Source organism: Pseudomonas sp. BE134 (assembly GCF_031456105.1).
In the GTDB taxonomy this organism is placed as follows: domain Bacteria; phylum Pseudomonadota; class Gammaproteobacteria; order Pseudomonadales; family Pseudomonadaceae; genus Aquipseudomonas.
Genome location: NZ_JAVDUA010000003.1, coordinates 14,627 through 37,005, shown reverse-complemented (window position 1 = coordinate 37,005; position 22,379 = coordinate 14,627). Strand labels below are relative to the sequence as shown.

20 protein-coding genes are annotated in these 22,379 nt (G+C 58.9%); 8 read left to right on the top strand and 12 right to left on the bottom strand.

Annotated features, from left to right (window positions below; translation table 11 throughout):
* Positions 1-357: 357 nt before the first annotated feature.
* The 8 genes from J2Y56_RS03685 (at position 358) to J2Y56_RS03650 (ending at position 8,625) form a co-directional block, all read left to right on the top strand.
* Positions 358-1,599, top strand: coding sequence for an SfnB family sulfur acquisition oxidoreductase (locus tag J2Y56_RS03685; RefSeq protein ID WP_310348683.1), 1,242 nt, complete (start codon positions 358-360; stop codon positions 1,597-1,599).
* A 38-nt stretch (positions 1,600-1,637) separates the two neighbouring features.
* A complete protein-coding gene (locus J2Y56_RS03680; protein ID WP_310348681.1) occupies positions 1,638-2,831 on the top strand; it encodes an SfnB family sulfur acquisition oxidoreductase in 1,194 nt (397 codons plus the stop codon).
* Positions 2,831-4,189 (top strand): LLM class flavin-dependent oxidoreductase, encoded by a 1,359-nt coding sequence (locus J2Y56_RS03675; RefSeq protein ID WP_310348679.1) that lies wholly within the window; start codon positions 2,831-2,833, stop codon positions 4,187-4,189. The genes J2Y56_RS03680 and J2Y56_RS03675 overlap by 1 nt, the downstream gene beginning before the upstream one ends.
* Positions 4,190-4,328: 139 nt before the next feature.
* The gene (locus J2Y56_RS03670) at positions 4,329-5,138 is read left to right on the top strand and encodes a MetQ/NlpA family ABC transporter substrate-binding protein (protein ID WP_007945293.1); all 810 of its coding nucleotides are present in this window, start codon (positions 4,329-4,331) and stop codon (positions 5,136-5,138) included.
* A gap of 2 nt (positions 5,139-5,140) precedes the next feature.
* Complete coding sequence (locus J2Y56_RS03665; protein WP_310348678.1) at positions 5,141-6,262, top strand: ATP-binding cassette domain-containing protein; 1,122 nt, start codon at positions 5,141-5,143, stop codon at positions 6,260-6,262.
* The gene (locus J2Y56_RS03660) at positions 6,252-6,896 is read left to right on the top strand and encodes a methionine ABC transporter permease (RefSeq protein ID WP_007945290.1); all 645 of its coding nucleotides are present in this window, start codon (positions 6,252-6,254) and stop codon (positions 6,894-6,896) included. The genes J2Y56_RS03665 and J2Y56_RS03660 overlap by 11 nt, the downstream gene beginning before the upstream one ends.
* 557 nt (positions 6,897-7,453) lie before the next feature.
* Positions 7,454-7,810: a DUF6124 family protein gene (locus J2Y56_RS03655; protein WP_310348676.1), complete on the top strand. Its 357-nt coding sequence runs from the start codon at positions 7,454-7,456 to the stop codon at positions 7,808-7,810.
* Positions 7,811-7,995: 185 nt separating this feature from the next.
* The gene (locus J2Y56_RS03650; protein ID WP_310348675.1) at positions 7,996-8,625 is read left to right on the top strand and encodes a class I SAM-dependent methyltransferase; all 630 of its coding nucleotides are present in this window, start codon (positions 7,996-7,998) and stop codon (positions 8,623-8,625) included.
* A gap of 111 nt (positions 8,626-8,736) precedes the next feature.
* Here the strand turns inward: J2Y56_RS03650 and J2Y56_RS03645 are convergent, their stop codons facing one another.
* From J2Y56_RS03645 to J2Y56_RS03590, 12 genes are all read right to left on the bottom strand, one after another.
* Complete coding sequence (locus J2Y56_RS03645) at positions 8,737-11,787, bottom strand: efflux RND transporter permease subunit (protein ID WP_007945287.1); 3,051 nt, start codon at positions 11,785-11,787, stop codon at positions 8,737-8,739.
* Positions 11,784-12,848 carry an efflux RND transporter periplasmic adaptor subunit gene (locus J2Y56_RS03640; RefSeq protein WP_310348673.1) on the bottom strand — a complete coding sequence of 355 codons (1,065 nt, stop codon included), beginning with the start codon at positions 12,846-12,848 and terminating at the stop codon, positions 11,784-11,786. The genes J2Y56_RS03645 and J2Y56_RS03640 overlap by 4 nt, the downstream gene beginning before the upstream one ends.
* Positions 12,845-13,948: an efflux RND transporter periplasmic adaptor subunit gene (locus J2Y56_RS03635; protein ID WP_007945285.1), complete on the bottom strand. Its 1,104-nt coding sequence runs from the start codon at positions 13,946-13,948 to the stop codon at positions 12,845-12,847. Before J2Y56_RS03635 ends, J2Y56_RS03640 begins: the two co-directional genes overlap by 4 nt.
* Before the next feature lie 266 nt (positions 13,949-14,214).
* Entirely contained in the window at positions 14,215-15,081 is an 867-nt protein-coding gene (locus J2Y56_RS03630) for a transporter substrate-binding domain-containing protein (protein ID WP_310335746.1), read from the bottom strand.
* Entirely contained in the window at positions 15,078-15,860 is a 783-nt protein-coding gene (locus J2Y56_RS03625) for an amino acid ABC transporter ATP-binding protein (protein ID WP_007945282.1), read from the bottom strand. The genes J2Y56_RS03630 and J2Y56_RS03625 overlap by 4 nt, the downstream gene beginning before the upstream one ends.
* Positions 15,857-16,516 (bottom strand): amino acid ABC transporter permease, encoded by a 660-nt coding sequence (locus J2Y56_RS03620; protein ID WP_007945281.1) that lies wholly within the window; start codon positions 16,514-16,516, stop codon positions 15,857-15,859. Before J2Y56_RS03620 ends, J2Y56_RS03625 begins: the two co-directional genes overlap by 4 nt.
* Positions 16,497-17,162 carry an amino acid ABC transporter permease gene (locus J2Y56_RS03615; protein ID WP_007945280.1) on the bottom strand — a complete coding sequence of 222 codons (666 nt, stop codon included), beginning with the start codon at positions 17,160-17,162 and terminating at the stop codon, positions 16,497-16,499. The genes J2Y56_RS03620 and J2Y56_RS03615 overlap by 20 nt, the downstream gene beginning before the upstream one ends.
* Positions 17,163-17,714: 552 nt before the next feature.
* Positions 17,715-18,497 carry a MetQ/NlpA family ABC transporter substrate-binding protein gene (locus J2Y56_RS03610; protein ID WP_007945276.1) on the bottom strand — a complete coding sequence of 261 codons (783 nt, stop codon included), beginning with the start codon at positions 18,495-18,497 and terminating at the stop codon, positions 17,715-17,717.
* 295 nt (positions 18,498-18,792) lie between these two features.
* Positions 18,793-19,725 (bottom strand): sigma 54-interacting transcriptional regulator, encoded by a 933-nt coding sequence (locus J2Y56_RS03605; protein ID WP_007945275.1) that lies wholly within the window; start codon positions 19,723-19,725, stop codon positions 18,793-18,795.
* Between the two features lie 63 nt (positions 19,726-19,788).
* The gene (locus J2Y56_RS03600; RefSeq protein ID WP_007945274.1) at positions 19,789-20,370 is read right to left on the bottom strand and encodes an alpha/beta hydrolase; all 582 of its coding nucleotides are present in this window, start codon (positions 20,368-20,370) and stop codon (positions 19,789-19,791) included.
* A 183-nt stretch (positions 20,371-20,553) separates the two neighbouring features.
* A complete protein-coding gene (locus J2Y56_RS03595; RefSeq protein WP_310335741.1) occupies positions 20,554-20,877 on the bottom strand; it encodes a hypothetical protein in 324 nt (107 codons plus the stop codon).
* A 408-nt stretch (positions 20,878-21,285) separates the two neighbouring features.
* Positions 21,286-22,359 carry a fatty acid desaturase gene (locus J2Y56_RS03590; protein WP_007945271.1) on the bottom strand — a complete coding sequence of 358 codons (1,074 nt, stop codon included), beginning with the start codon at positions 22,357-22,359 and terminating at the stop codon, positions 21,286-21,288.
* Positions 22,360-22,379: the final 20 nt, after the last annotated feature.

Below are 22,379 nucleotides of genomic sequence, written 5' to 3'. Positions count from 1 at the left end.
AAGCCTGCGTCCGGCTGCGAAGCAGTCGCTAAATCAAGCAACGCGGTCATTAAGATTGATCGCGGACTTAGCATTTACGGCTGCTGCGCAGCCGGACGCAGGCTTCGCCAGCTGCTACGGGTATGCGTCACCTCATCAAATGGGTGTGTGACACCCCTTCTATGTATATTCCTAAAAGTTAGTTTATTAATTTTTTATACGCGCTTAGGGTATATGCACCGGACCACCGGACATTCTTGTTTTTATTCGTCGCAACCCACGCGACGATCCCATGAAATGTGAGGTAGGTATGGTCCGGAACACAATCACCCCAGTGCAGATCGCCAGGGCATTGCGTGCAGCCAAGGAGCGGCACTGATGTCCAGTCTGGCAGATGCAATCGTCCACAGTGATCTGGACGTCGCCCCGTTGTTGTTGCCCGCACAGGTTTTGCGCAACGACGCTCAAGCCATTGAAGCCGCCCATGAACTGGCGCACGTCGCCCGTCTTCACGCGGCCAAACGTGACCGGCAGCGCAAGTTGCCCTGGTCGGAAATCGAACAGTTCACCCGCAGCGGGTTAGGCAGCATTGCCATCCCGCGTGAATACGGCGGCCCACAGGTTTCGTTCGTCACACTCGCCGAGGTGTTCGCGATCATTTCCGCGGCAGACCCGGCATTGGGGCAGATCCCGCAGAACCAGTTCGGCATTCTCAACCTGGTGCTGGGCAGCGCCACGGAAGCGCAGAAAAAGCAGCTGTTCAAAAGCGTGCTCGACGGCTGGCGCATCGGCAATGCGGGCCCCGAACGCGGTACAAAAAACACCCTGGAACTCAAGGCGCGCATCACCGCCGATGGCGACGGTTTTGTCCTCAATGGCCAGAAGTTTTACTCCACCGGCGCGCTGTTCGCCCACTGGGTCGCAGTCAAAGCGTTGAACGATGACGGCAAGCAAGTACTGGCCTTCGTTCGTCGCGGTACGCCGGGGCTGCGCATCGTTGATGACTGGTCGGGTTTCGGTCAGCGCACCACCGCCAGCGGCACCATTTTGCTCAACAACGTGCGGGTCGACGCCGAGCTGGTGGTGGATAACTGGAAGATCAACGAGAAGCCGAATCTCCAGGGCGCCGTGTCACAACTGATTCAAGCGGCCATCGACGCGGGAATCGCCCGGGGCGCGATCGACGACGCCATCGAGTTCGTGAAAACCCGCGCGCGTCCGTGGATCGACGCCAAGGTCGAACGCGCCAGCGATGACCTCTACGTGATCGCAGATATCGGCAAGTTGAAAATCGAACTGCACGCCGCCGAAGCGCTGTTGCGCAAAGCCGGGAAAGTACTTGATCAAGTCAACGCCGCGCCCCTAACGGCCGAGTCGGCGGCCCGCGCATCGATTGCCGTGGCCGAAGCCAAAGTGCTGACCACCGAGATCTCGCTGCTGGCCAGCGAAAAACTCTTCGAACTGGCCGGCAGCCGCGCCACCCTCGCCGAATTCAACCTCGACCGCCACTGGCGCAACGCCCGCGTGCACACGCTGCACGACCCGGTGCGCTGGAAATATCACGCGGTCGGCACCTACCACCTCAATGGCACGCTACCGGCGCGGCATTCCTGGATCTGACGACCAGTACCCTTTTGACCAGATCTCTGGAGAAACACATGACTTATTCCCACCACGTCGCGGTCATAACCAGCGACGAGCAAGCCCTGGTCGTCGCCAGTGATCTGGCCGACGACTTCAAACGCGACAGCGCACTGCGCGACCGCGAACGCCGTTTGCCGCACCCGGAACTGGAAGTGTTTTCCCGCTCGGGCTTGTGGGGTATCAGCGTACCCAAGGAGTACGGCGGCGCCGGTGTGTCCAACGTGACACTGTCCAAGGTAATCGCCTTGATTGCCCAGGCTGACGGCTCGCTCGGGCAAATCCCGCAGAACCATTTTTATGCCCTTGAAGTGCTGCGTGTAAACGCCAGCCATGAGCAGAAACAACGCCTGTACGCCGAAGTGTTGGCCGGCCAGCGCTTCGGCAATGCGCTCGCCGAACTCGGGACCAAAACCGCTCATGACCGCGTCACCAGTCTCAAGCGCGACGGTGATGGCTATCGCATCAACGGTCGCAAGTTTTACTCGACCGGCGCGATTTACGCACAACGCATCCCCACCTCGGTGGTGGATGAAAACGGTGTGCAGCAACTAGCATTCGTGCCGCACGACAGCAAGGGCCTGACAGTCATCGACGACTGGAGCGGCTTTGGCCAGCGCACCACCGGCAGCGGCTCGGTGGTGTTCGATGACGTGTATGTGGCAGCCGAGGACGTGATCCCGTTCCAAAGCGCTTTCGAACGCCCGACCACCGTCGGCCCGCTGGCGCAGATCCTCCACGCCGCCATCGACACCGGCATCGCCCGTGCGGCTTATGAAGATGCGCTGCATTTCGTGCGCACCAAAACCCGGCCATGGATCGATGCCACCCATGCAAAAGCCACTGAAGACCCGCTGACCATCAAGAGTTTCGGTCACTTGAGCATTCGCCTGCACGCCGCCGAAGCCCTGCTGGAACGCTCCGGCGAACGCCTCGACAAGGCTCAAGCCGACACCAACGCCGAAACCGTCGCCGCTGCCTCGATTGCCGTCGCCGAAGCCCGAGCCATCAGCACCGAAATCTCCCTCGCCGCCGGCAGTACGTTGTTCGAACTGGCCGGCAGCCAAGCCACCCTGATCGAGCATGGTCTGGATCGTCACTGGCGCAACGCGCGCGTGCACACCTTGCACGACCCGGTACGCTGGAAATATCACGCGGTGGGCAACTATTACCTGAACGATGAAAACCCTCCGTTACGAGGGACCATCTGATGGCCAACGGCAAAAAGAAGATCCTGCTCAACGCCTTCAACATGAACTGCATCGGGCACATCAACCATGGCCTGTGGACCCATCCACGGGACAACTCCACGCAGTACAAGACCATCGAATACTGGACCGAACTGGCGCAATTGCTGGAGCGCGGGCTGTTCGACGGACTGTTCATCGCCGACATCGTTGGTGTGTACGACGTCTACCAGAACTCGGTGGACGTACCGCTGAAAGAGTCGATCCAGCTCCCGGTCAACGACCCGTTGCTGCTGGTGTCGGCCATGGCCGCCGTGACCAGGAATCTCGGTTTCGGCCTGACCGCCAACCTCACTTACGAACCGCCGTACTTGTTCGCCCGGCGCATGTCGACGCTCGATCACCTGAGCCGAGGCCGGGTCGGCTGGAACATCGTCACCGGCTACCTCGACAGCGCCGCCAAGGCCATGGGCCTGAGCGAGCAGGTCGAGCACGACCGTCGTTACGACCAGGCCGATGAATACCTGGAGGTGCTCTACAAACTCTGGGAAGGCAGCTGGGAAAACGGCGCGGTGCTCAACGACCGCGAGCAGCGTATCTACGCGCAACCGGAAAAAGTGCACAAGGTCGAGCACAAGGGCGAGTTCTATCAGGTCGAGGGTTATCACCTGTGCGAACCGTCACCGCAACGTACACCGGTGTTGTTCCAGGCGGGTACTTCGGATCGCGGTTTGCTGTTCGCCGGGCGTCATGCCGAGTGCGTGTTCATCAGCGGCCAGAACAAACCGTCGACCAAAATCCAGGTGGACAAGGTTCGCGCCAGTGCCGTCGAGGCCGGGCGCAACCCGGAGGACATCAAGGTGTTCATGGGGCTGAACGTGATTGTCGGCGCCACCGAAGAGCTGGCCTGGGCCAAACACGCCGAATACCTGAGCTATGCCAGTGCCGAGGCCGGCGTGGCGCATTTTTCGGCGTCGACCGGGATCGATTTTTCCGAATACGCCATCGACGAGCCGATTCAGTACGTGAAGAGCAATGCGATCCAGTCGGCAACCAAAAACCTGCAAAACAACGACTGGACCCGCCGCAAATTGCTCGAACAACACGCCCTCGGTGGCCGCTACATCACCGTGGTCGGCTCGCCCGGGCAAGTGGCGGATGAACTGGAATCGTGGATCGCCGAAACCGGCCTGGACGGCTTCAACCTGACAAGGATTGTCACCCCGGAAAGCTATGTGGACTTCATTGACCTGGTGATCCCGGAGTTGCAGCGCCGAGGGTCGTACAAGAATGCTTATGACAACGGCAGCTTGCGGGAAAAGCTTTTTCACGGCGAGGCGCATTTGCCTCAACAACACACCGGCTCTAACTACCGCCATTGAACCCTGTGGGAGCTGGCCTGCCGGCGATAGCGGTGTGTCAGCCACCACAACTTCAACTGACCCACCGCTATCGCCGGCAGGCCAGCTCCCACAGTTGATCTCTGTTGTTCCAAAAAAACTTATGACTGGAAACCTCATCATGACCAAGACCTACCTCACTCAACCAGTCAAAGCACTGGCCCTGGCCCTCGGCCTGTTCAGTTCGGCGGTATTCGCCGCCGACGCACCATTGAAAATCGGCACCACCGCCGCTTTCGCCATTCCCCTGGAAGCCGCCGTCGAAGAAGCCAAAAAACAAGGCCTGCAGGTCGATCTGGTGGAGTTCAGCGACTGGATCGCCCCCAACGTCAGCCTCGCTGCCGGCGACATCGACGTGAACTATTTCCAGCATGTGCCGTTCCTGGAAAACGCCAAGGCCGCTTCCGGTTTTGACCTGGTGCCGTTCGCGCCGGGGATCATCAACAACGTTGGCCTTTACTCGAAAAAATACAAAAGCTTCGACGAGCTCCCGCAAGGCGCCAGCGTGGCCATCGCCAATGACCCGATCAACAGCGGACGCGGTCTGCAACTGCTGGCCAAGGCCGGCCTGATCACGCTGAAACCGGGCGTCGGCTACAAGGCAACTGAAGACGACATCATCGCCAACCCGAAGAACATAAAGATCCTGCAAGTTGAAGCCGTACAACTGGTGCGCGCCTACGACGATGCGGATCTGGTTCAGGGCTACCCGGCCTACATCCGTCTGTCGAAGACCTTCGATGCGAACTCGGCGCTGCTGTTCGACGGTCTCGATCACAAGGAATACGTGATCCAGTTCGTGATCCAGCCGAAGAGTAAAACCGACCCGCGCCTGATCAAATTCGTCGACATTTACCAGCATTCGCCAGCCGTTCGCGCCGCTTTGGACAAAGCCCACGGCAAGCTCTACCAAGCCGGTTGGGAAAGCTGAGAATGACGGCCGCCACCCAACTGCGACTGGAGATTCCAGAGCTCAAAAACGCCCGACACACCGAACTGCACCCGGAGCTCAATCGGGCTCATGTGCGCTTCATCGGCCTGGGCAAAACCTACAACGGCCAGCAAGGGCCGGTGGCGGCACTGCAGGGCATCGACCTGGCGATCCAGCACGGTGAAGTGTTCGGCATCATCGGTCGCAGCGGTGCCGGCAAATCGTCGTTGATCCGCACCATCAACCGCCTGGAGCAACCAAGTACCGGGCGCGTGCTGATCGATCAGGTGGACATCGGCGAGTTCGATGAAGACCGCCTGGTGGCGCTGCGTCGACGGATCGGCATGATCTTCCAGCACTTCAACCTGATGTCGGCCAAAACGGTGTGGCAGAACGTCGAACTGCCGCTGAAAGTGGCCGGAGTTCCCAAGGAGCAGCGCGAGCAAAAAGTTCGCGAACTGCTCGAACTGGTGGGCCTGCAAGGCAAGCACGCGGCGTATCCGGCGCAGTTGTCCGGCGGGCAGAAACAGCGCGTCGGCATCGCCCGCGCGTTGGTGCATGACCCGGCGATTTTGCTCTGCGACGAAGCCACTTCGGCGCTGGACCCGGAGACCACCCAGTCGATCCTCGGCCTGCTGCGCGAGATCAACCAGCGCCTGGGGCTGACCATCGTTTTGATCACCCACGAGATGGCGGTGATCCGCGATATCTGTGACCGCGTCGTGGTGCTCGAACACGGGAAAATCGTCGAGCAAGGGCCGGTGTGGGAAGTCTTCGGCAACCCGCAGCATGAAGTAAGCAAGACCTTGCTCGCCCCGCTGCAACACGCCCTGCCGGCAGAACTGCAAAGCCGTTTGCAGCCACACCCGTACTCTGTGGACGCCGCTGTGGTGTTGCGCTTGCAGTTCACCGGCAGTGCCACCGACGAGCCGGACCTGGCCGCGTTGTTCAGCGCCCTCGGGGGTCGCGTGCGTTTGCTGCAAGGGGGCGTGGAACGGATTCAGGGCCATGCGCTGGGGCAGTTGTTGTTAGCGGTCACCGGCTCGCGACTCGATGCCGAAGAGTTATGCCAGCGCGCCAGCCATTGGGCGCAACAGGTGGAGGTGCTGGGTTATGTGGTTTGATCGCTTGCTGCAAGGCTTCATCGACACCTTCCTGATGGTCGGCGTGTCGTCATTGATTGCACTGTTGGCGGGTATTCCGCTGGCGGTGTTTCTGGTCACCAGTTCCAAGGGTGGCATCTACGAAGCACCGACCCTGAACCGCGCCTTGGGCGCGTTTGTGAACCTGTTCCGCTCCATTCCGTTTTTGATTTTGATGGTGGCGCTGATTCCGTTTACCCGACTCATTGTCGGCACCACGTATGGCGTCTGGGCGGCCGTCGTGCCGCTGACCATCGCTGCAACGCCGTTCTTTGCGCGGATTGCCGAAGTCAGTTTGCGCGAGGTGGATTTCGGCTTGATCGAAGCCGCACAAGCAATGGGCTGCCGGCGTTGGCACATTGTCTGGCATGTGCTGCTGCCGGAAGCGCTGCCAGGGATTGTCGGCGGGTTCACGATTACGCTGGTAACGATGATCAACTCCTCGGCCATGGCCGGGGCGATTGGCGCCGGTGGGTTGGGCGACATTGCGTATCGGTACGGGTATCAGCGTTTTGACAGCCAGATCATGTTGACGGTGATTGTGTTGCTGGTGGTGTTGGTGGCGGTGATTCAGCTGGGCGGGGATCGGTTGGCTCGTGGATTGAATAAGCGTTAATCGAGTTGGCAGCCGCGACACACATCTTGTAGCAGCTGGCGAAGCCTGCGTCCGGCTGCGAAGCAGTCGTAAACCCTGCTTGCGAGGTTTACCTGAAACACCGCGAACTCTGATTTCACGACTGCTTCGCAGCCGGACGCAGGCTTCGCCAGCTGCTACAGGTGTGCGGCTTGACTGACTGGCATTAAGACAATCTCCGTGCGAAAGGGTAAGTTTTCGTACAGGAAAATCAGAGCTTCCGAAGGTCCGTTCCCTTTCATTTGCAGGACATTTCCTAGATCATTCCGCTCGCTTGCGCCTGTCAATTTCCGTGGCTAGTCTCGGTCCGTCACTGCTCATCAGTGATCGGGTTTAGTCGCCCGGATATCGTTGGGCGCACAGCATCACCTCTTCTCAGGTGTTTTTTATCACCTGAATTTTATGGTGGCTGTGCGCAGGGCACCCTTGGGTGCGCCGGTGTTGCCTGACGGCCGGTCGACTAACCTGTGTGCAGCCGCCACCCTGTTCGTTTAGTCGCGATATCGGTTGGCTCCAACTAACGGTCAGGAGTTTTACCAATGAAGAAATCCGTACCCGATCCACCTCCCGAAACCTCCACCAACGAAACTGCCACTGACGACTCGCTCAGGGATCGATCAGCGCTCTACCGTGCCATTGATTTCTACCTCACTGGCGATCAACCCTCACCGCCCGATGAATTGCGCTTCTACAACGTCAGCGAAGACGTGAGCTTTGAAGACACCCAGCTCTATGTCGCCGATCTGCTGCGCTGTGCTTCGGTGACGGCGTATCAGTGTGGCGATCACCTCAAAGGGGCGGAGCGCGCCATGGTGTTCTCGGTCTGGCATTTGCTGGAGATTGCCAAAGCCATGGTGGATCGTTCCATTGATTGTCTGGGGATGAAGCAGGGCTGAGTTATTGGTTGTCAGTTACACCGCCATCGCGAGCAGGCTCGCTCCTACAATTGATCTTCAGTGGACACAACATTTGAGTCCGACGCGGTTAAATGTGGGATCTAGCCTGCTGGCGATTGGCTGCGCAGCAGCCACCGTCCTCATGGCGTATATTCGGCAAATCCCAATTGCCTGCGCAGCCACCCATGAAACAGTCCCCCGACGACCTCCACCAGATCACCGCCACCACCCTGGGCCATTACAACTCGGTGGCCGAAGATTTTCGCGAAGGCACTCGTGATCACGATGTCAGCCAGAACATCGATGCCCTGTTGCGGCATATTCAAGGCGAGGCACCGTTCGACATTCTCGACTTCGGCTGCGGTCCCGGCCGCGATCTGCAAACCTTCAAGCGCATGGGTCATACCGCTGTCGGCCTCGACGGGTCGGAAAAGCTTGCGCAGATGGCGCGTGAGGACAGCGGTTGCGAGGTCTGGCAGCAGGACTTTTTGAAACTGGATTTGCCGACCGAGCGCTTCGACGGGATTTTTGCCAATGCGGTGTTGTTTCACATTCCGCGCCAGGAGTTGCCACGGGTGTTGAAGCAATTGCGTTGGGCGCTGAAACAGGGTGGGGTGTTGTTCAGTTCCAATCCGCATGGGGAGAATCAGGAGGGCTGGAATGGGCCACGGTATGGGGCGTATCACGACCTTGCGGCGTGGCAGCAACTGCTGACCGAGGCGGGGTTTGTGGAGTTGGAGCATTACTATCGGCCAGCGGGGCTGCCGCGGGAGCAGCAGCCTTGGTTGGCGAGTGTCTGGCGGCGCGCCGATTGATCGTTCCCACGCTCTGCGTGGGAATTCAGCCAGTGACGCACTGCGTCACATCCCAGGGACGCGGAGCGTCCCGAGAGGCATTCCCACGCGGAGCGTGGGAACGATCATTTGTTACTGGGCCTCGTTCTTCGGCTCGCGAATCTTGTACCAAGCCACATACAGCGCCGGCAAAAACAGCAGCGTCAGCAACGTCGCGACGATGATCCCGCCAATCATCGCGTAGGCCATCGGTCCCCAGAATGCTTCCCGGGCAATCGGGATCATCCCCAGGCTCGCGGCCGCCGCCGTCAGCAGGATAGGCCGGCGTCGATGATCGGTGGCCTGTACCACCGCGTCCCACGGCGCATAGCCCTTCTTCTCGTACTCATCGATCTGGGTCACCAGAATCACCGAGTTACGAATGATGATGCCGATCAACGCCAGGATCCCGAGGATCGCCACAAAACCCATCGGCGTGCCTGTCGGCACCAGCGCGAGCACCACGCCGATCAAGCCCAACGGCGCGACGCTGGCCACCAGGAACATCTTCTGCACGCTGTGCAACTGGATCATCAGGAAGGTGGCCATCAAAAACACCATCAACGGCACGACCTGGGCAATCGGCCCCTGGGCCTTGCCGCTCTCCTCCACCGTACCGCCCGTGGCGACCTTGTAGCCCACCGGCAACGTGGCGGCGAAGGCGTCGATGGACGGCTTGAGGATTTTCACCAGGTCAGTCGGCTGGATTTCATCGCGCACAGCGGCCTTGATGGTGATGGTCGGCAGACGATCCCGACGCCACACCAACGGCTGCTCCAGTTCGTAACGCACCGTGGCAAACGCCAACAGCGGAATCGACGTGCCGCTCGGCGTGACGATCTGCAAGTTCTGCAGGGTTTCCGGTGTGCCACGTTCCGAGTCCACCGCCCGGCCGACCACGTTGATCAGGTAGATATCGTCATCGACCTGGGTCACGGGCGCGCCGCTGACGATGCCGTTCATCAAGTTAGCCACGTCCTCGGAAGACAATCCCAGTTGTCGCGCCTTGTCCTGGGCGATGTCGATGCGGAGCACTTTGCCCGGCTCGTTCCAGTCGTAAATGATCTCGCCGATGTGCGGGTTCTTGTCCATTTCGGTGGCCAGGTCGATGGCGTGACGGCGAACCTGATCGATGTCTTTTCCGCTGACCCGGTACTGGATCGGACGGCCCACCGGAGGCCCCATTTCCAGGGCCTGGACATAACCGCCAATGCCGACGAAGTCCTTGCGCAGGATATCGCGGATCCGCTGGCTCAAGGCGTCACGGGATTCCCCTTTACTGACGATCACCAACTGCGCGTAGTAAGGATTCTGCAGTTGCTGGTCCAGTGGCAGGTAGAAACGGATCGCGCCCTGGCCGATGTAGGTGCTCCAGCGCACGATGTCCGGATCATCCTTGAGCTCGGCTTCGAGGCGGTCGACTGCTTTGCGGGTTTCGTCGATCGAGGCGTTTTGTGGCAGGTTCAGGTCCACCAGGATTTCCGGGCGATCCGAAGACGGAAAGAACTGGTTCTGCACAAAGCGCATGCCGAACACCGACAACGCGAATAACAGCACGGTGATGCCGATGGCCCACCAGCGATTGCGCATGCACCACAGCAAGCCGCCGTTGAAAGCCTTGCCGACGCGCCCGGGCTCGCCGGTGTGAGGTTTTACGTTGGTGCTGAGGATGTGCACACCGATCACCGGCGCAAACAACACCGCCACCACCCACGACACCAGCATCGCGCAGGCAATCACCGCAAACAGGGTGAAGGTGTACTCCCCGGCGGAGCTGGCGTTCAGGCCGATCGGCACAAAACCTGCCACCGTCACCAGCGTACCGGTGAGCATGGGGAACGCGGTGGAGGTGTAGGCGAACGTGGCCGCCTGCTCCTTGGTCTCGCCCATCTCAAGGCGCGTGACCATCATCTCCACGGTGATCATCGCGTCGTCCACCAACAGGCCCAGGGCAATAATCAGTGCGCCAAGGGAGATCCGCTGCATGGTGATGCCGCTGTACTCCATGAACACAAAGACCATCGCCAGCACCAGCGGGATGGAGCACGCCACCACCAGCCCGGCGCGCACACCGAGGCTGATGAAGCTGACCACCAGCACGATGATCACCGCCTCGAACAGCGCACTGGTAAAGCCGCCGACGGCCTCCTCCACCACCACCGCCTGATCGGACACGTTGTACACGCCGACCCCCACCGGCAGGTCGGCGGTCAGTTGGTCGATCCGTTCATGCAACGCCTTGCCAAATGCCTGGACGTTGCCGCCCTTCTGCATGGCAATCGCCAGGCCGATGGCCGGTTTGCCGTTGAAGCGAAATTCCGGTGCTGCCGGATCGACATAGCCGCGCCTGATTTCGGCAATGTCGGCCAAACGATAGAATCGGTCGTTGAGCTTGAGGTTGACCTCGGCGAGGTCTTTCTCCGAGGCAAACTGCCCTGAGGTGCGCACCGAAATCCGCTCCGGGCCAGCCTCGATCACCCCCGCCGGAGTCACGGCGTTCTGCGATTGCAGGCTCTGCACCACTTGAAGCTGATCAATGCCCAGCGCCGCGAGTTTGCGCGTGGAGAAATTCAGGTACAGCACTTCGTCCTGCTGGCCGACCATCTCGATCTTGCCCAGCCCTGGCACGCCGCGAATCTCGGCGCGGGCCTGTTCCACGTAGTCACGCAACTGACGCATCGTCAGGCCGTCGGCAGTGAAGGCGTAGATCGAACCGAACACGTCACCGAATTCGTCGTTGAACCCGGGGCCTTGCATGCCTTGGGGGAACTGGCCGCGAATGTCGTTGATCTTCTTGCGCACCTGATACCAGATTTCCGGGATGTCTTTGGCATTGGTGGTGTCACGCAAGTACACGTAGACCGTCGACTCGCCGGGCCGCGTGTAGCTTTTCACGTAGTCGAGAGAGTCGAGCTCTTCGAGTTTTTTCTCGATGCGGTCGGTGATCTGTTTGAGCGTTTCCTCCTGAGTCGCCCCCGGCCATTTGCTCTGGATCACCATGGTCTTGATGGTGAACGAAGGGTCTTCTTCGCGCCCCAGGTTGAAATACGAGAACACCCCCATCAGCAACGCGACGAACATCAGATACCAAACGAACGACTGATGCTTGAGGGCCCATTCGGAGAGGTTGAAAGGCCCTTTCATTGACTGTCCTCGTCAAATTTCACTGATTGCCCCGGTTTGAGGCTGTGTACGCCGGCACTGACCACGCGCTCGCCGTTCTTTACGCCGCCGGCCAGCACCACGGTGCTGTCGGTGCGGCTGATGATCTTGACGTCTCTGGGCGAAACGGTTTTGGTCTGTGGATCAATCACCCAGATGCGTGGTGTGCCGTCGACCTGCTGCAACGCAGTGAGGGGCAGTTCGATGCGTGGCTTGATCGCTGAACTCAGGGTGACGCTGATCGCGGTGCCCAAACGAAAGCCTGGCGGCGTTTCGGCGAGGGTCAGGCGCGCACGTCGGGTGCGCGTGGCACTCTGTGCCTGGGGTTCGATTTCGCGGATGACCGCAGTGGTGTTGGTGTTCGGATCAAGTTGTGCAGCGACCTGAAACACCACATCTGTGGGCAATTGATCGACCAGGGTATCGGGCAGGTCGATCACCGCTTCCTTGATGTCCGGTTGCGCCAGGGTCACCACTTGCTGGCCGGCGGTCACCACTTGGCCGGCCTCGGCATTCCACGCGGTGACCACGGCTTTATGGTCGGAGCGCAATTCGGTGTAGGCGAGTTGATCTTTGCTCTGATTGACCGCCGCCTTGGCCTGATCAAGGGAAGCCTGGGTGGTTTTCAGTTGAGTCAGGGCATCGTCCAGTTGCGCCTGTGCGCCGACCCCGCGATCAAACAACGACTGTTGCCGCTGGGCGTTGGCCTGGGCATTGATCAGTTGCGCCTGGATTTTCGCCAGGTCACCCTGGGCTGAGCGCAATTGGTTTTGCTGGTCGGAAGGATCGAGGGTGGCCAGCAGCGTGCCCTTGTCGACCTCGGCCCCGACATCGACGTTACGGCTGGCGATCCGCCCGGCCACGCGAAAGCCGGTATTGCTTTCATACCGCGCCTGGATGCTGCCGGCAAACCGGCCCAGATCCTCTTCGTTCAAAGCCTGGACCTTGATCGACAGCACCGGACGCACCGGTTCCGGCGGTGGCTCGTTTTTGGAGCAGGCGCTCAGCACCAGCCCGATGGACAATGCCCATAACGGCTTCATGGCTTGGCTCCCCCGCCCAGATCCTTGTAGGTATTTTCAGCAATCTCGACTTCCATACCCGGGTGCAGCAACTGCCCCCCGGCGATCACGACTTTTTCCCCACCTGTTAGTCCTTTGCTGATGATGACCTTGCCTGTCAGGTAGCGGCCAACCGTGACGTTATGCAATTGGGCCTGACCCTTGTCATCGACCAGCCAGACGGCGGGCTCACTGATATTTTTGGTCAGGGCCGACCACGGCAACTCGACCGCCGACTTGCCCGCGCCCTTGGCCGTGGCGCTCACCACCGAACCCAGCTGCATGCCCTGTGGCAGGCTGTCGAGGCCGACCTTGACCTGCACGGTGCCGGACTGGGCGGACACCGCCGGGGTCACTTCGCGCACTTTGCCAGTGGTTTTGATTTCGGGGTTATCGAGCAGGCTGAGGACAATGGTGTCGTCCGTGGGCTTCTCGGCCAGCAGCGCTTCATAGACGTTGAATACAGCGTCCCGATCGCCATCGCGGGCCAGGCTGAACACCGGCATCGTCGCCTGCACCACTTGGCCGACTTCGGCCTGACGTTCAGTAATGATGCCTGGGGCATCGGCAACCAGTGCGGTGTAACTCAGTTGATCCCGGGCATTGGCCAACTGCGCCTGAGCGGCGCTCAAGGCGCTCTGACTGCTGCGCAACGCCGCCTGGGCCGCGTCGTATTCGCTCTGGCTGGTGTAGCCCTTGGGCAGAAGTTTTTGCTGGCGCACGAACGCCGCAGCATTCTGTTTAACCAACGCCTGTTGGGCGGCAACTTGGGCCTGGGCCGAATCGACACTGGTTTGTAGGTCCTTGGGATCGAGCCGGGCCAGCACTTGCTTGGCCGTCACCCGGTCACCGACATCGACCGAACGCTCAATGATCTTGCCGCCCACGCGGAACGACAGCTCGGTCTGTACCCGAGCCTGGATGTCACCGGTGAGGGTTACTGCGGCGGCGTAATCCGCCGGTTGGACGACTTGAATGAACACCCGTGGCAGGTATTCCTGAACGGGTTCTTTTTCATCGCACGCCGTCAGCAGGGTGACGACGCTCAAGGCCAGGATGACTTTCAATCCGGGAACTGCCATGTAAACTCCTTGGCCTTTTTTATGGGCAATACGACAGAGAGCTTAGAGCAGCGTTCCAGCCTTGCACACCCGGCTTATGAAGAAAAATTCGTAACGGCTTCCATCGAAACACTCGCCGTAGACAACTCGCTGGACTTTTCAGCGCCTGAAAAATCGCCATCGCGAGCAGGCTCGCTCCCACATTAGACCTGTGGCGTTCACAGAATCCCTGTGGGAGCGAGCCTGCTCGCGATGGGGGCAGAGCAGTCGCTGCATGAGTCAGTGATTCACCCCTGCCACTTCCCACCCTCAACAATCACGCTCTCGGGCTTAGTATCTTCGCTCAGTTCCTTGCGCACATATTGGTCATACAGCTTGAGCAGATATTTCTCCTCACCCAGCTTCGCCAACTCGGTATTCACCCAGTCACGCAGCTCGATATTGCCCTTCTTCACCGCTGGCGCAATCGGTGCTTCGGCGCCCAGGGTCTGGGTCAGCACACGATAGCCAGGGTTCTGTTTGGCCCAGCTGAACAGCACCAGATTGTCCTGCGCATACGCATCACCGCGTCCATTGGCCAGGGCTTGCAGTGATTCGGAGTTCTTCTCGAATTTCAGCAGTTTCCAGTCCGGATGGTTTTTGGTCAGCCAGATATCTGCAGTTGTACCCGTGGTGACGATGGTCGTGCGCGTGGCCAGGTCATCGAGATTTTTCACCGTGCTGGTCTGTGGTACCAACGCCTGCACCGCGACTTTGAGGTTCGGGTTGGTGAAGTCCACTGCTTCCTTACGCTCGGGGGTGACGGTCATGTTGGCCAGGATCAGATCGACCTTGTCACTTTGCAGGAACGGAATCCGGCTGGCCGGCTCCACCGCGACGAACTCGATTTTGTTTTCATCGCCCAGCAGGTCCTTGGCGAATCGACGGCCAATGTCGGTATCGAAACCCACGTAGCGCCCGGCCTCATTGACGAAACCGAACGGTGGCTTATCGGTGAAGACGCCAACGATCAATTTGTCCCGGGCTTTGATTTTTTCCAGGTAGCTCGCACTGGTCGCGGCAGGCTTGGCGGGCTCTTCGGTTTTGTTGCAGCCGGCCAGCAACGCGAGGCCGAGCAGCGGGAGTAGCAGCAGTGAAGTCTTGGCAGTTTTCATAGCGGTTCCAGTTCCTTTATTTGAGTCGTTTGGGGTAGTGCGGCGACGTAGGAGAACTTCTCCAGGAACTGCTGCGCTCGTGCGGTTTGCGGGTTCGTAAAGAAAATCTCGGGAGGGTTTTGCTCAATGATTCGCCCGCCATCCATGAACACGATGCGGTCCGCCACTGCGCGGGCGAAGGCCATTTCGTGGGTGACAATCAACAGGGTCATGCCTTCGCGGGCCAGGCCCTGTATGACTTCCAGCACCTCCTTGACCATTTCCGGGTCCAGGGCGGCGGTGACTTCATCGAAAAGCATGACCTGCGGATTCATGCACAGCGAACGGACGATGGCGATGCGTTGCTGCTGGCCACCGGAGAGCTGACGCGGGAACGCATCACGTTTGTCCGAAAGGCCCACCCGCGCCAGCAAGGCTTCGGCCTGGTCACGGGCTTCGCGGCGGTCACGCTTCTGCACTTTCAGCGGGCCGAGCAGCAGGTTGTCGAGCACCTTCATGTGCGGAAACAGATGATAACTCTGGAACACCATGCCGATCTGCTGGCGGACTTCGCGCCAGTCGGTGCCCTTGTCCAGCAGTTCGCGGCCAGCAAAATTCAAGCTGCCGCTGTGGGCGACTTCCAGGCCATTCAGGCATCGCAGCAAGGTACTTTTGCCGCAACCGCTGGGGCCGAGAATGACGATCACTTCGCCGGTGTTCACCTGCAAGTCGATGCCGTTCAACACTTGCTGCTCGCCGAAAAACTTGTTGAAACCCTTGAACTCAATCAATGCGCTCATGCGTGTGTCCAGCGCCGCTCCAGCACGCGCGAGGCGGCCGAGAGCGGGTAGCAAATGAAAAAGAAAAACAGGAACAGCGCACCGTAGATCAGCACCGACTCGTAAGTGCGCTCGATGATTTGCTGGCCGACCTTGATCACGTCCACCACACCGATCAGTACCGCCAGGGAGCTGGTTTTGATGATGCGTGTGTAAACGTTGAGGGTCGGCGGAGTCATGCGTTTCAACGCCTGCGGCAACAGCACGTAACCGTAGAGTTGCGGCCCGTTCAGGCCAATCGACAGCCCCGCTTCACGCTGCCCGCGTGGCAACGAATGCAACGCGCCACGCACCACTTCGCCGACTTCGCTGGCGCCCCACAGCGACAACACCAGCACCGCGCACCAGAAACCCGGAAGGCTCAGGCCAAAGAAAATTGGCAGGCCGAAGAACAGCAAATACAGCCAGACCAGCACCGGGATCGCCCGGAACAATTCCAGGTACACCCGCAAAATCGCGTTCAGCCATTTTGAATTCAGCGTGCGCAACACGCCGTACAGCACGCCACCGACGGTGCTGATGGCGATGCTCAGAATAGAGATCGACAAGGTTTGCGCTGCGCCCTTGCCCAACTGCGGCAACGACACCCAGAGCAACTCAAGACCCGAACTGGCCATGCTGGAGCCTCCTTTCCAGACGGCTGAGCAACAGCGAGAGCGGCAAAAACAGCAGCACGCAAATCAGCGTCAACACGGCGAGCATTTCGTAGGTTTTGTAGTACAGCGCGATGTAGCTTTTGGTGGTGTAGAGAATTTCCGGCACCGCCACCGCCGAGACCACGGTGGTTTCCTTGAGCAGGAAAATGAAATTGGCAAACAGCGACGGCAGGCTGAGGATGCCGGCTTGCGGCAAGATCACGTAGCGCAGCAATTGCCCGTGGGACAGGCCGATGGAGCGACCCGATTCAAGTTGTGCCAGGGGCACGGCGTCGACGCCGGCGCGCAGCACCTCTGTGAGGTAGGCGCCACCGAGAAAGGTCATGGTGATGATCGCCGCCGCGAAACCCGAAATCTTGATGCCCAGCGCCGGCAAAGCGAAGTAGACGAAGAACAGTTGAATCAGCAGCGGCGTGTTGCGCGCGAGTTCTACATACAGGCCGACGCAGCGCTGCAGGTAAGGCGTGCGAAACACCAGAATCGTTGCGTTGAGCAGCGCCACCAGCAGCGATGTACCGATGGCGATAAAGCCGACCTGCAGCGTCACGCCCACGGCCTTGAGAAATGCCGGCAGGGTACTGAGGATAAATGCGTAATCGAGAGTCATTGAACATCCTGTACGCCGCTCGGTAAGCGGCGGTGGCGCAGTCCATGGGTCGTGGATAACGGCCCGGCGGACACCGACTTTAAAGGTATAAAAACAAGAATTTAAATACCGTTAAAGCATATTGATATCACGCAAAAAACTATCCGGGGATTTGCTGTCGCAATGGAAGGCGACTACTTTTCTTTGCACTGCAGACGGGATCTTTTTTCCGTAATGCACCTCCAAGGACGCACAGCTTTTGGCCAGACTCCCCCGGCCAAACCATCACAGGGAAGAGAAAATGGCAGACGTAAAAGTACCGCAGCGACTGGATCCGCAGGACATCGTGAAGTTATTGGTGGCGTTGCGCAGGGCGTTGAAGGCCGGGGTGGCCTGAGTGAGTTGATCGTTCCCACCGCTCCGCGTGGGAATGCAGCCCGTGACGCTCCGCGTCACTGGACGCAGAGCGTCCCGAGAGGCATTCCCACGCAGAGCGTGGGAACGATCAAAAACGCCGACGCTTTATCAGCCGTCGGCGTTTGAAACCTTGAAAGGTTTTGCTGCTGTGTCGAATCAGAACGCTGGCAGAACCGCGCCGCTGTACTTCTTCTCGATGAACGCTTTCACTTCAGGACTGGTCAATGCCTTGGCCAGTTTCTGGATGGCAACGCTGTCCTTGTTGTCCGGACGTGCCACCAGGAAGTTCACGTAAGGCGAATCTGCACCTTCGATGATCAGCGCGTCTTTAGCCGGGTTCAGACCCGCTTCCAGCGCGTAGTTGGTGTTGATCATGTCCAGGTCGACTTGATCCAGCACACGCGGGAGCATGGCCGATTCCAGTTCCTTGAACTTGAAGTTGTGCGGGTTCTTGGCGATGTCTTTCGGGGTAGCCAGCGCGTTTTTCGGGTCTTTCAACTCAATCAGGCCTGCCTTCTGCAGCAGGATCAGGGCACGGCCGCTATTGCTGCCTTCGTTCGGGATGGCAATGGTCGCGCCGTCTTTGAGCTCAGCCAGGGTTTTGACTTTCTTCGAGTAGCCGCCGAACGGTTCGACGTGCACGCCAATCACGGTTACCAGGTTGGTGCCTTTGCCTTCGTTGAAGCTTTTCAGGTACGGCAGGGTCTGGAAGTAGTTGGCGTCCAGACGCTTTTGGTCAACCTGTACGTTTGGCTGAACGTAGTCGGTGAACACTTTGATTTCCAGATCCACGCCATCTTTAGCGAGGGCTGGTTTGATCAGTTCGAGAATTTCGGCGTGTGGAATCGGGGTCGCCGCAACCACCAGTTTCTCGCCAGCCTGGGCCAGGCCCGCAGTCAGGGCAGCCGCCAGTGCGGTGAACAACAGTACCTTTTTCATGCAGTGTCCTTATCGAAAATCACGGTCGTCGTCGACGACGGCTTTAAATACAAGTGCCAGTGATGTGCTATCGCTGACGTGACGCGGACAATACCGGGATTTTTTATTCCCGAACAATATCTTTTATTCACTTTAATATTCCATTTTGTTCAATCGGGCGCTGCGATCGATGTAGCAGCTGCCGAAGGCTGCGTTCGACTGCGAAGCGGTCGTCCCCAAACAACACGGTTATTCATCAGAAACGCGTCAACCATTTTGCGACTGCTGCGCAGCCGAACGCAGCCTTCGGCAGCTGCTACAAGGTTTGCGTCAGACTTTCCAACAATTGCTTGAGCGCGGAGCGTTCCGTGGCCGTGCCGTTTTTGATCAGTTGAGCCGCCTGCTGTTCGATCTGCGCCAGCGGCAAGGCCGTGTCAGGCAAATTCAGATGCCCCGGCAGAATTTCGTCGCCAGTACTGACCAACAACGCAAAGTGAATGACGTTTTCCAGCTCGCGGGTGTTTCCCGGCCAACTGTGCCGTTCCAGCACAAGTTGTGCGGCCTCACTGATCAGCGGCACCGGCAGTTCGAGGCGATGGCTGTAGATGCCGAGGAAATACTCGGCCAGCGACAGAATATCGCCCACGCGGTCACGCAATGCCGGCAACTCCAGATGCCCTTCACTGAGGTAGTGATAAAGCCGCTCATGGAATTTCCCGGCGGCCACGGCCTGGGCCAGATCAATGCTGGTGGCGGCAACCAGACGCACGTCCACCGGGCTCGGTTGATGCGCGCCAACACGGGTCACTTCGTGGTTTTCCAGCGCGGCGAGCAGTTTGATCTGAATCGGCAGCGGCAAATCACCGATCTCATCCAGATAGAGCGTGCCGCCATTGGCCGAACCGAACCACCCGGCGCGGCTGCTGGCCGAACCGCTGAAGCTGCCAGCGGCATAACCGAACAACTCCGCATCGGCGTAAGTCGGACTGATCGCCCCGCAATTGACCGAAACAAACAAACCGCCACGATCACTGGCGCGATGGATATGACGCGCCAGCAATTCCTTGCCGCTGCCGGTTTCACCGCGAATCAACACCGAGATCGAACGCGGCGCCAGCTGCTCCAATTCCTGGCGCAACTGGCGCGAGCGCGGATCGACAAACACCAGCGCTTTGGCGCGGATGCTCAGGGGACTTTTTTCTGCATCGGGAAAGGTCAGCAATGGCTGACCAAAGGCTTCAATACTCATGGCAGACTCCCGCCCAAAACCGCCGGGAGACGGGGGGCGAAACAAAAGCAAAAAACAAAAGGTTCAAGCGCGTCGCAAGGCGTGATGTTCCATGCGGTTCTGCAAGCGATAGAGGAAGGCAAAACCCTGCTCCCAGCGCTGGTGGCCGGACTTCACATTGATATGCCCGGCCCCCGACAAAATCCCCGCTTCCGAACCCCAATTGCGCGCCAACTCAAGGGCTCGCGGCGTACTCACGGCGCTGTCGTTATCGGAGCTGACGATCTGGCTCGGGAACGGCAACAGGTCGGTTGGAATCGGTGCGAAGTTACGCAACGCCGGCGCACAGGCCGGGCGCTCGACGTCTGCAGGCGCGACCAGCAAGGCCCCGCGCACCTGACGAAGAAACTGCACGGGTGCAGTGGCGGCCCAATGGGCGACGGTGATGCAACCCAAGCTATGCGCGATCAGGATCACCGGCGTGCTGTCGGCGGCAATCGCTTCGGCCAGCGCCGCGACCCAGTCTTCACGACGAGGTGTCAGCCAGTCCGCCTGCTCCACCCGCGTGCTGTTTGGCAGGCTGTTCTGCCAGTGGCTTTGCCAATGATCGTCAGGCGATCCTTGCCAGCCCGGCACAATCAGGTAGCGAATGGATTCGTTGCGCATGGGGGAGCTCTCCTGCTGCGTGTCTGTTCCTGGTCGAGTATAGGGAGGAGAGTTATATTCGTTAAGGAATAAGAAGCTATTTATTAAGACCCATAAAGAATATGCAAGGATTTCAAGCAGCAGATATTCAACCCGATCACTATCGGGTTGATACGCTAAGGAAAGATCCTGGGTCAACTAGACTCAACACGCTTTTGGAGTGGGCTCGTCTCTTTTAAACAACACGGTCCGGGTGTTGGTTTTGCCGTTCTTGAAGGTCTGCTCACATGTCCCGACAAGCGACATGCGTCTGAAACTAAACATGAGCGACCACTGCTCCTTGACCTCATGAATATCATCCACAGTCATAAATTCAAGGCTGCTGCCACACCGATAACGGACCCTCCCATCACTGATGTCGCGATGGGCATCCTCTAAATCCAGGTGCCCCGAGATCGGCTCATCGTCCTTTATCACCAAATGAGTTACTGGCCCGTCCATCGTGTAGTGGCCTGCAAAATAATTCATACGATTTCTCCCTGAAAACGTTTCTTGACCCGCTCTGATTGCCCAGAAGGGACCCACATTTTCAGTGTAGAGCTACCCCTCCACTCGTCTACTGTCAGAAATAACAGGTCTTAAGAAACATCAGCGATTAGTCCTATGACCGCGCAATGGGAATAAAAAAAGGGACCGCACCCTGCCAAGGAGACGGCCCCGGAAACTCAAAATCTGTGAAGCGATGATTGTTCGAAACGGTTATCTAATAAAGGAATATTTAATTACTTTGTTAGACCCAAATCGCATATAACGCTCAGTGAAACGTTGACCGCCAACCTCCCTGCTCGTGCTCTAACGTATCGCCTCTTTGGGTCAGATTGATGACGAGCGCATTGACCATCGCTTGTTTCGATTTTGAGTGTCCGGTTGCATCCATCACACCTGAGCGGCACGAACCTCCCGAGGTTGCGCAACGTCTTTGCGAACAAACCGGTTAGCCCGGCCAAACGTGCCGAAATCATTGAACCGCACGCCCATTTCACGCATCACCTTATGCGCCACTGGCACGGTCATCTGACGGATGTAAAACGGTTCCTTCACCACAAAGTGATGGATGCCGTGGCTGCTGCCGAAGTTGAAGCAGAACGCCTGCAACGGCCACAGCCACCAGGCGTTAAGCACCTGGCACTGCTGCATCACGTTGCCCGGTTCCACATCGCCGTAGTAATGCATGTTCGAACTGATGAAGTGCAGGCAGAACGTACGCAACACGTTCGGGCCGATGATCACCACCGCCGCGATGTCGATCACCTGCATCACCGACATGGTGGTCGCCGACCACTCGATCGGCGCGCCCGCCAGGGACGCGATGCCGTTGGCCGCATGGAAGCCGAGGAACATGTACCACGCGCCCCAATGCACCAGCGCGAGCGGCGCGTAGACCTTCAATGTGCGCTGGACGATGCTGAACTTGTGAGCCCAGGTTTTGGCCCGCAGCATGCGGATGAATGACGACATCATGTTGTCGCCGACCATCAGCAACCGCGCAACCCCCCAAGGCTCGCCATTGGTAATGGCGCGTTCTTCCATGTCGGTTTCAGTGCCCGAAACCTTGTGGTGATTGAGGTGCAAATGGCGGCGGATCCATGGATTGATCGTGCTCGGACGCGCCAGCCACACCAGCGCCATCATCAGATTGTGCGGCACGCGCTGTTTGCGAAAGTACATGCTGTGAATCAGGTCGTGTTCCAGTTCGTGGGTCAACGAGGCGAAAAAAGCGTTGAGCAACAAGCACACCCACCAGGCCATGTGCCCGGCCATATAGAGCGCCGCCGACCCGATCATCCCGGCCAGGGCGAAGGCCAGAATCCCTGCGCCGAGCGCGTCTTGATGGTTGAAAATCGGGTAGCGCTTACGCAACTCGACGCCCTTGGCCAGCACCACTTCACGAATATGTGCTGATCGCTGCGCTGCATTCAGTCGCTGGGGACTTGCAGAAGTACCATGCATGCTTCCATCCTCTGGTTATT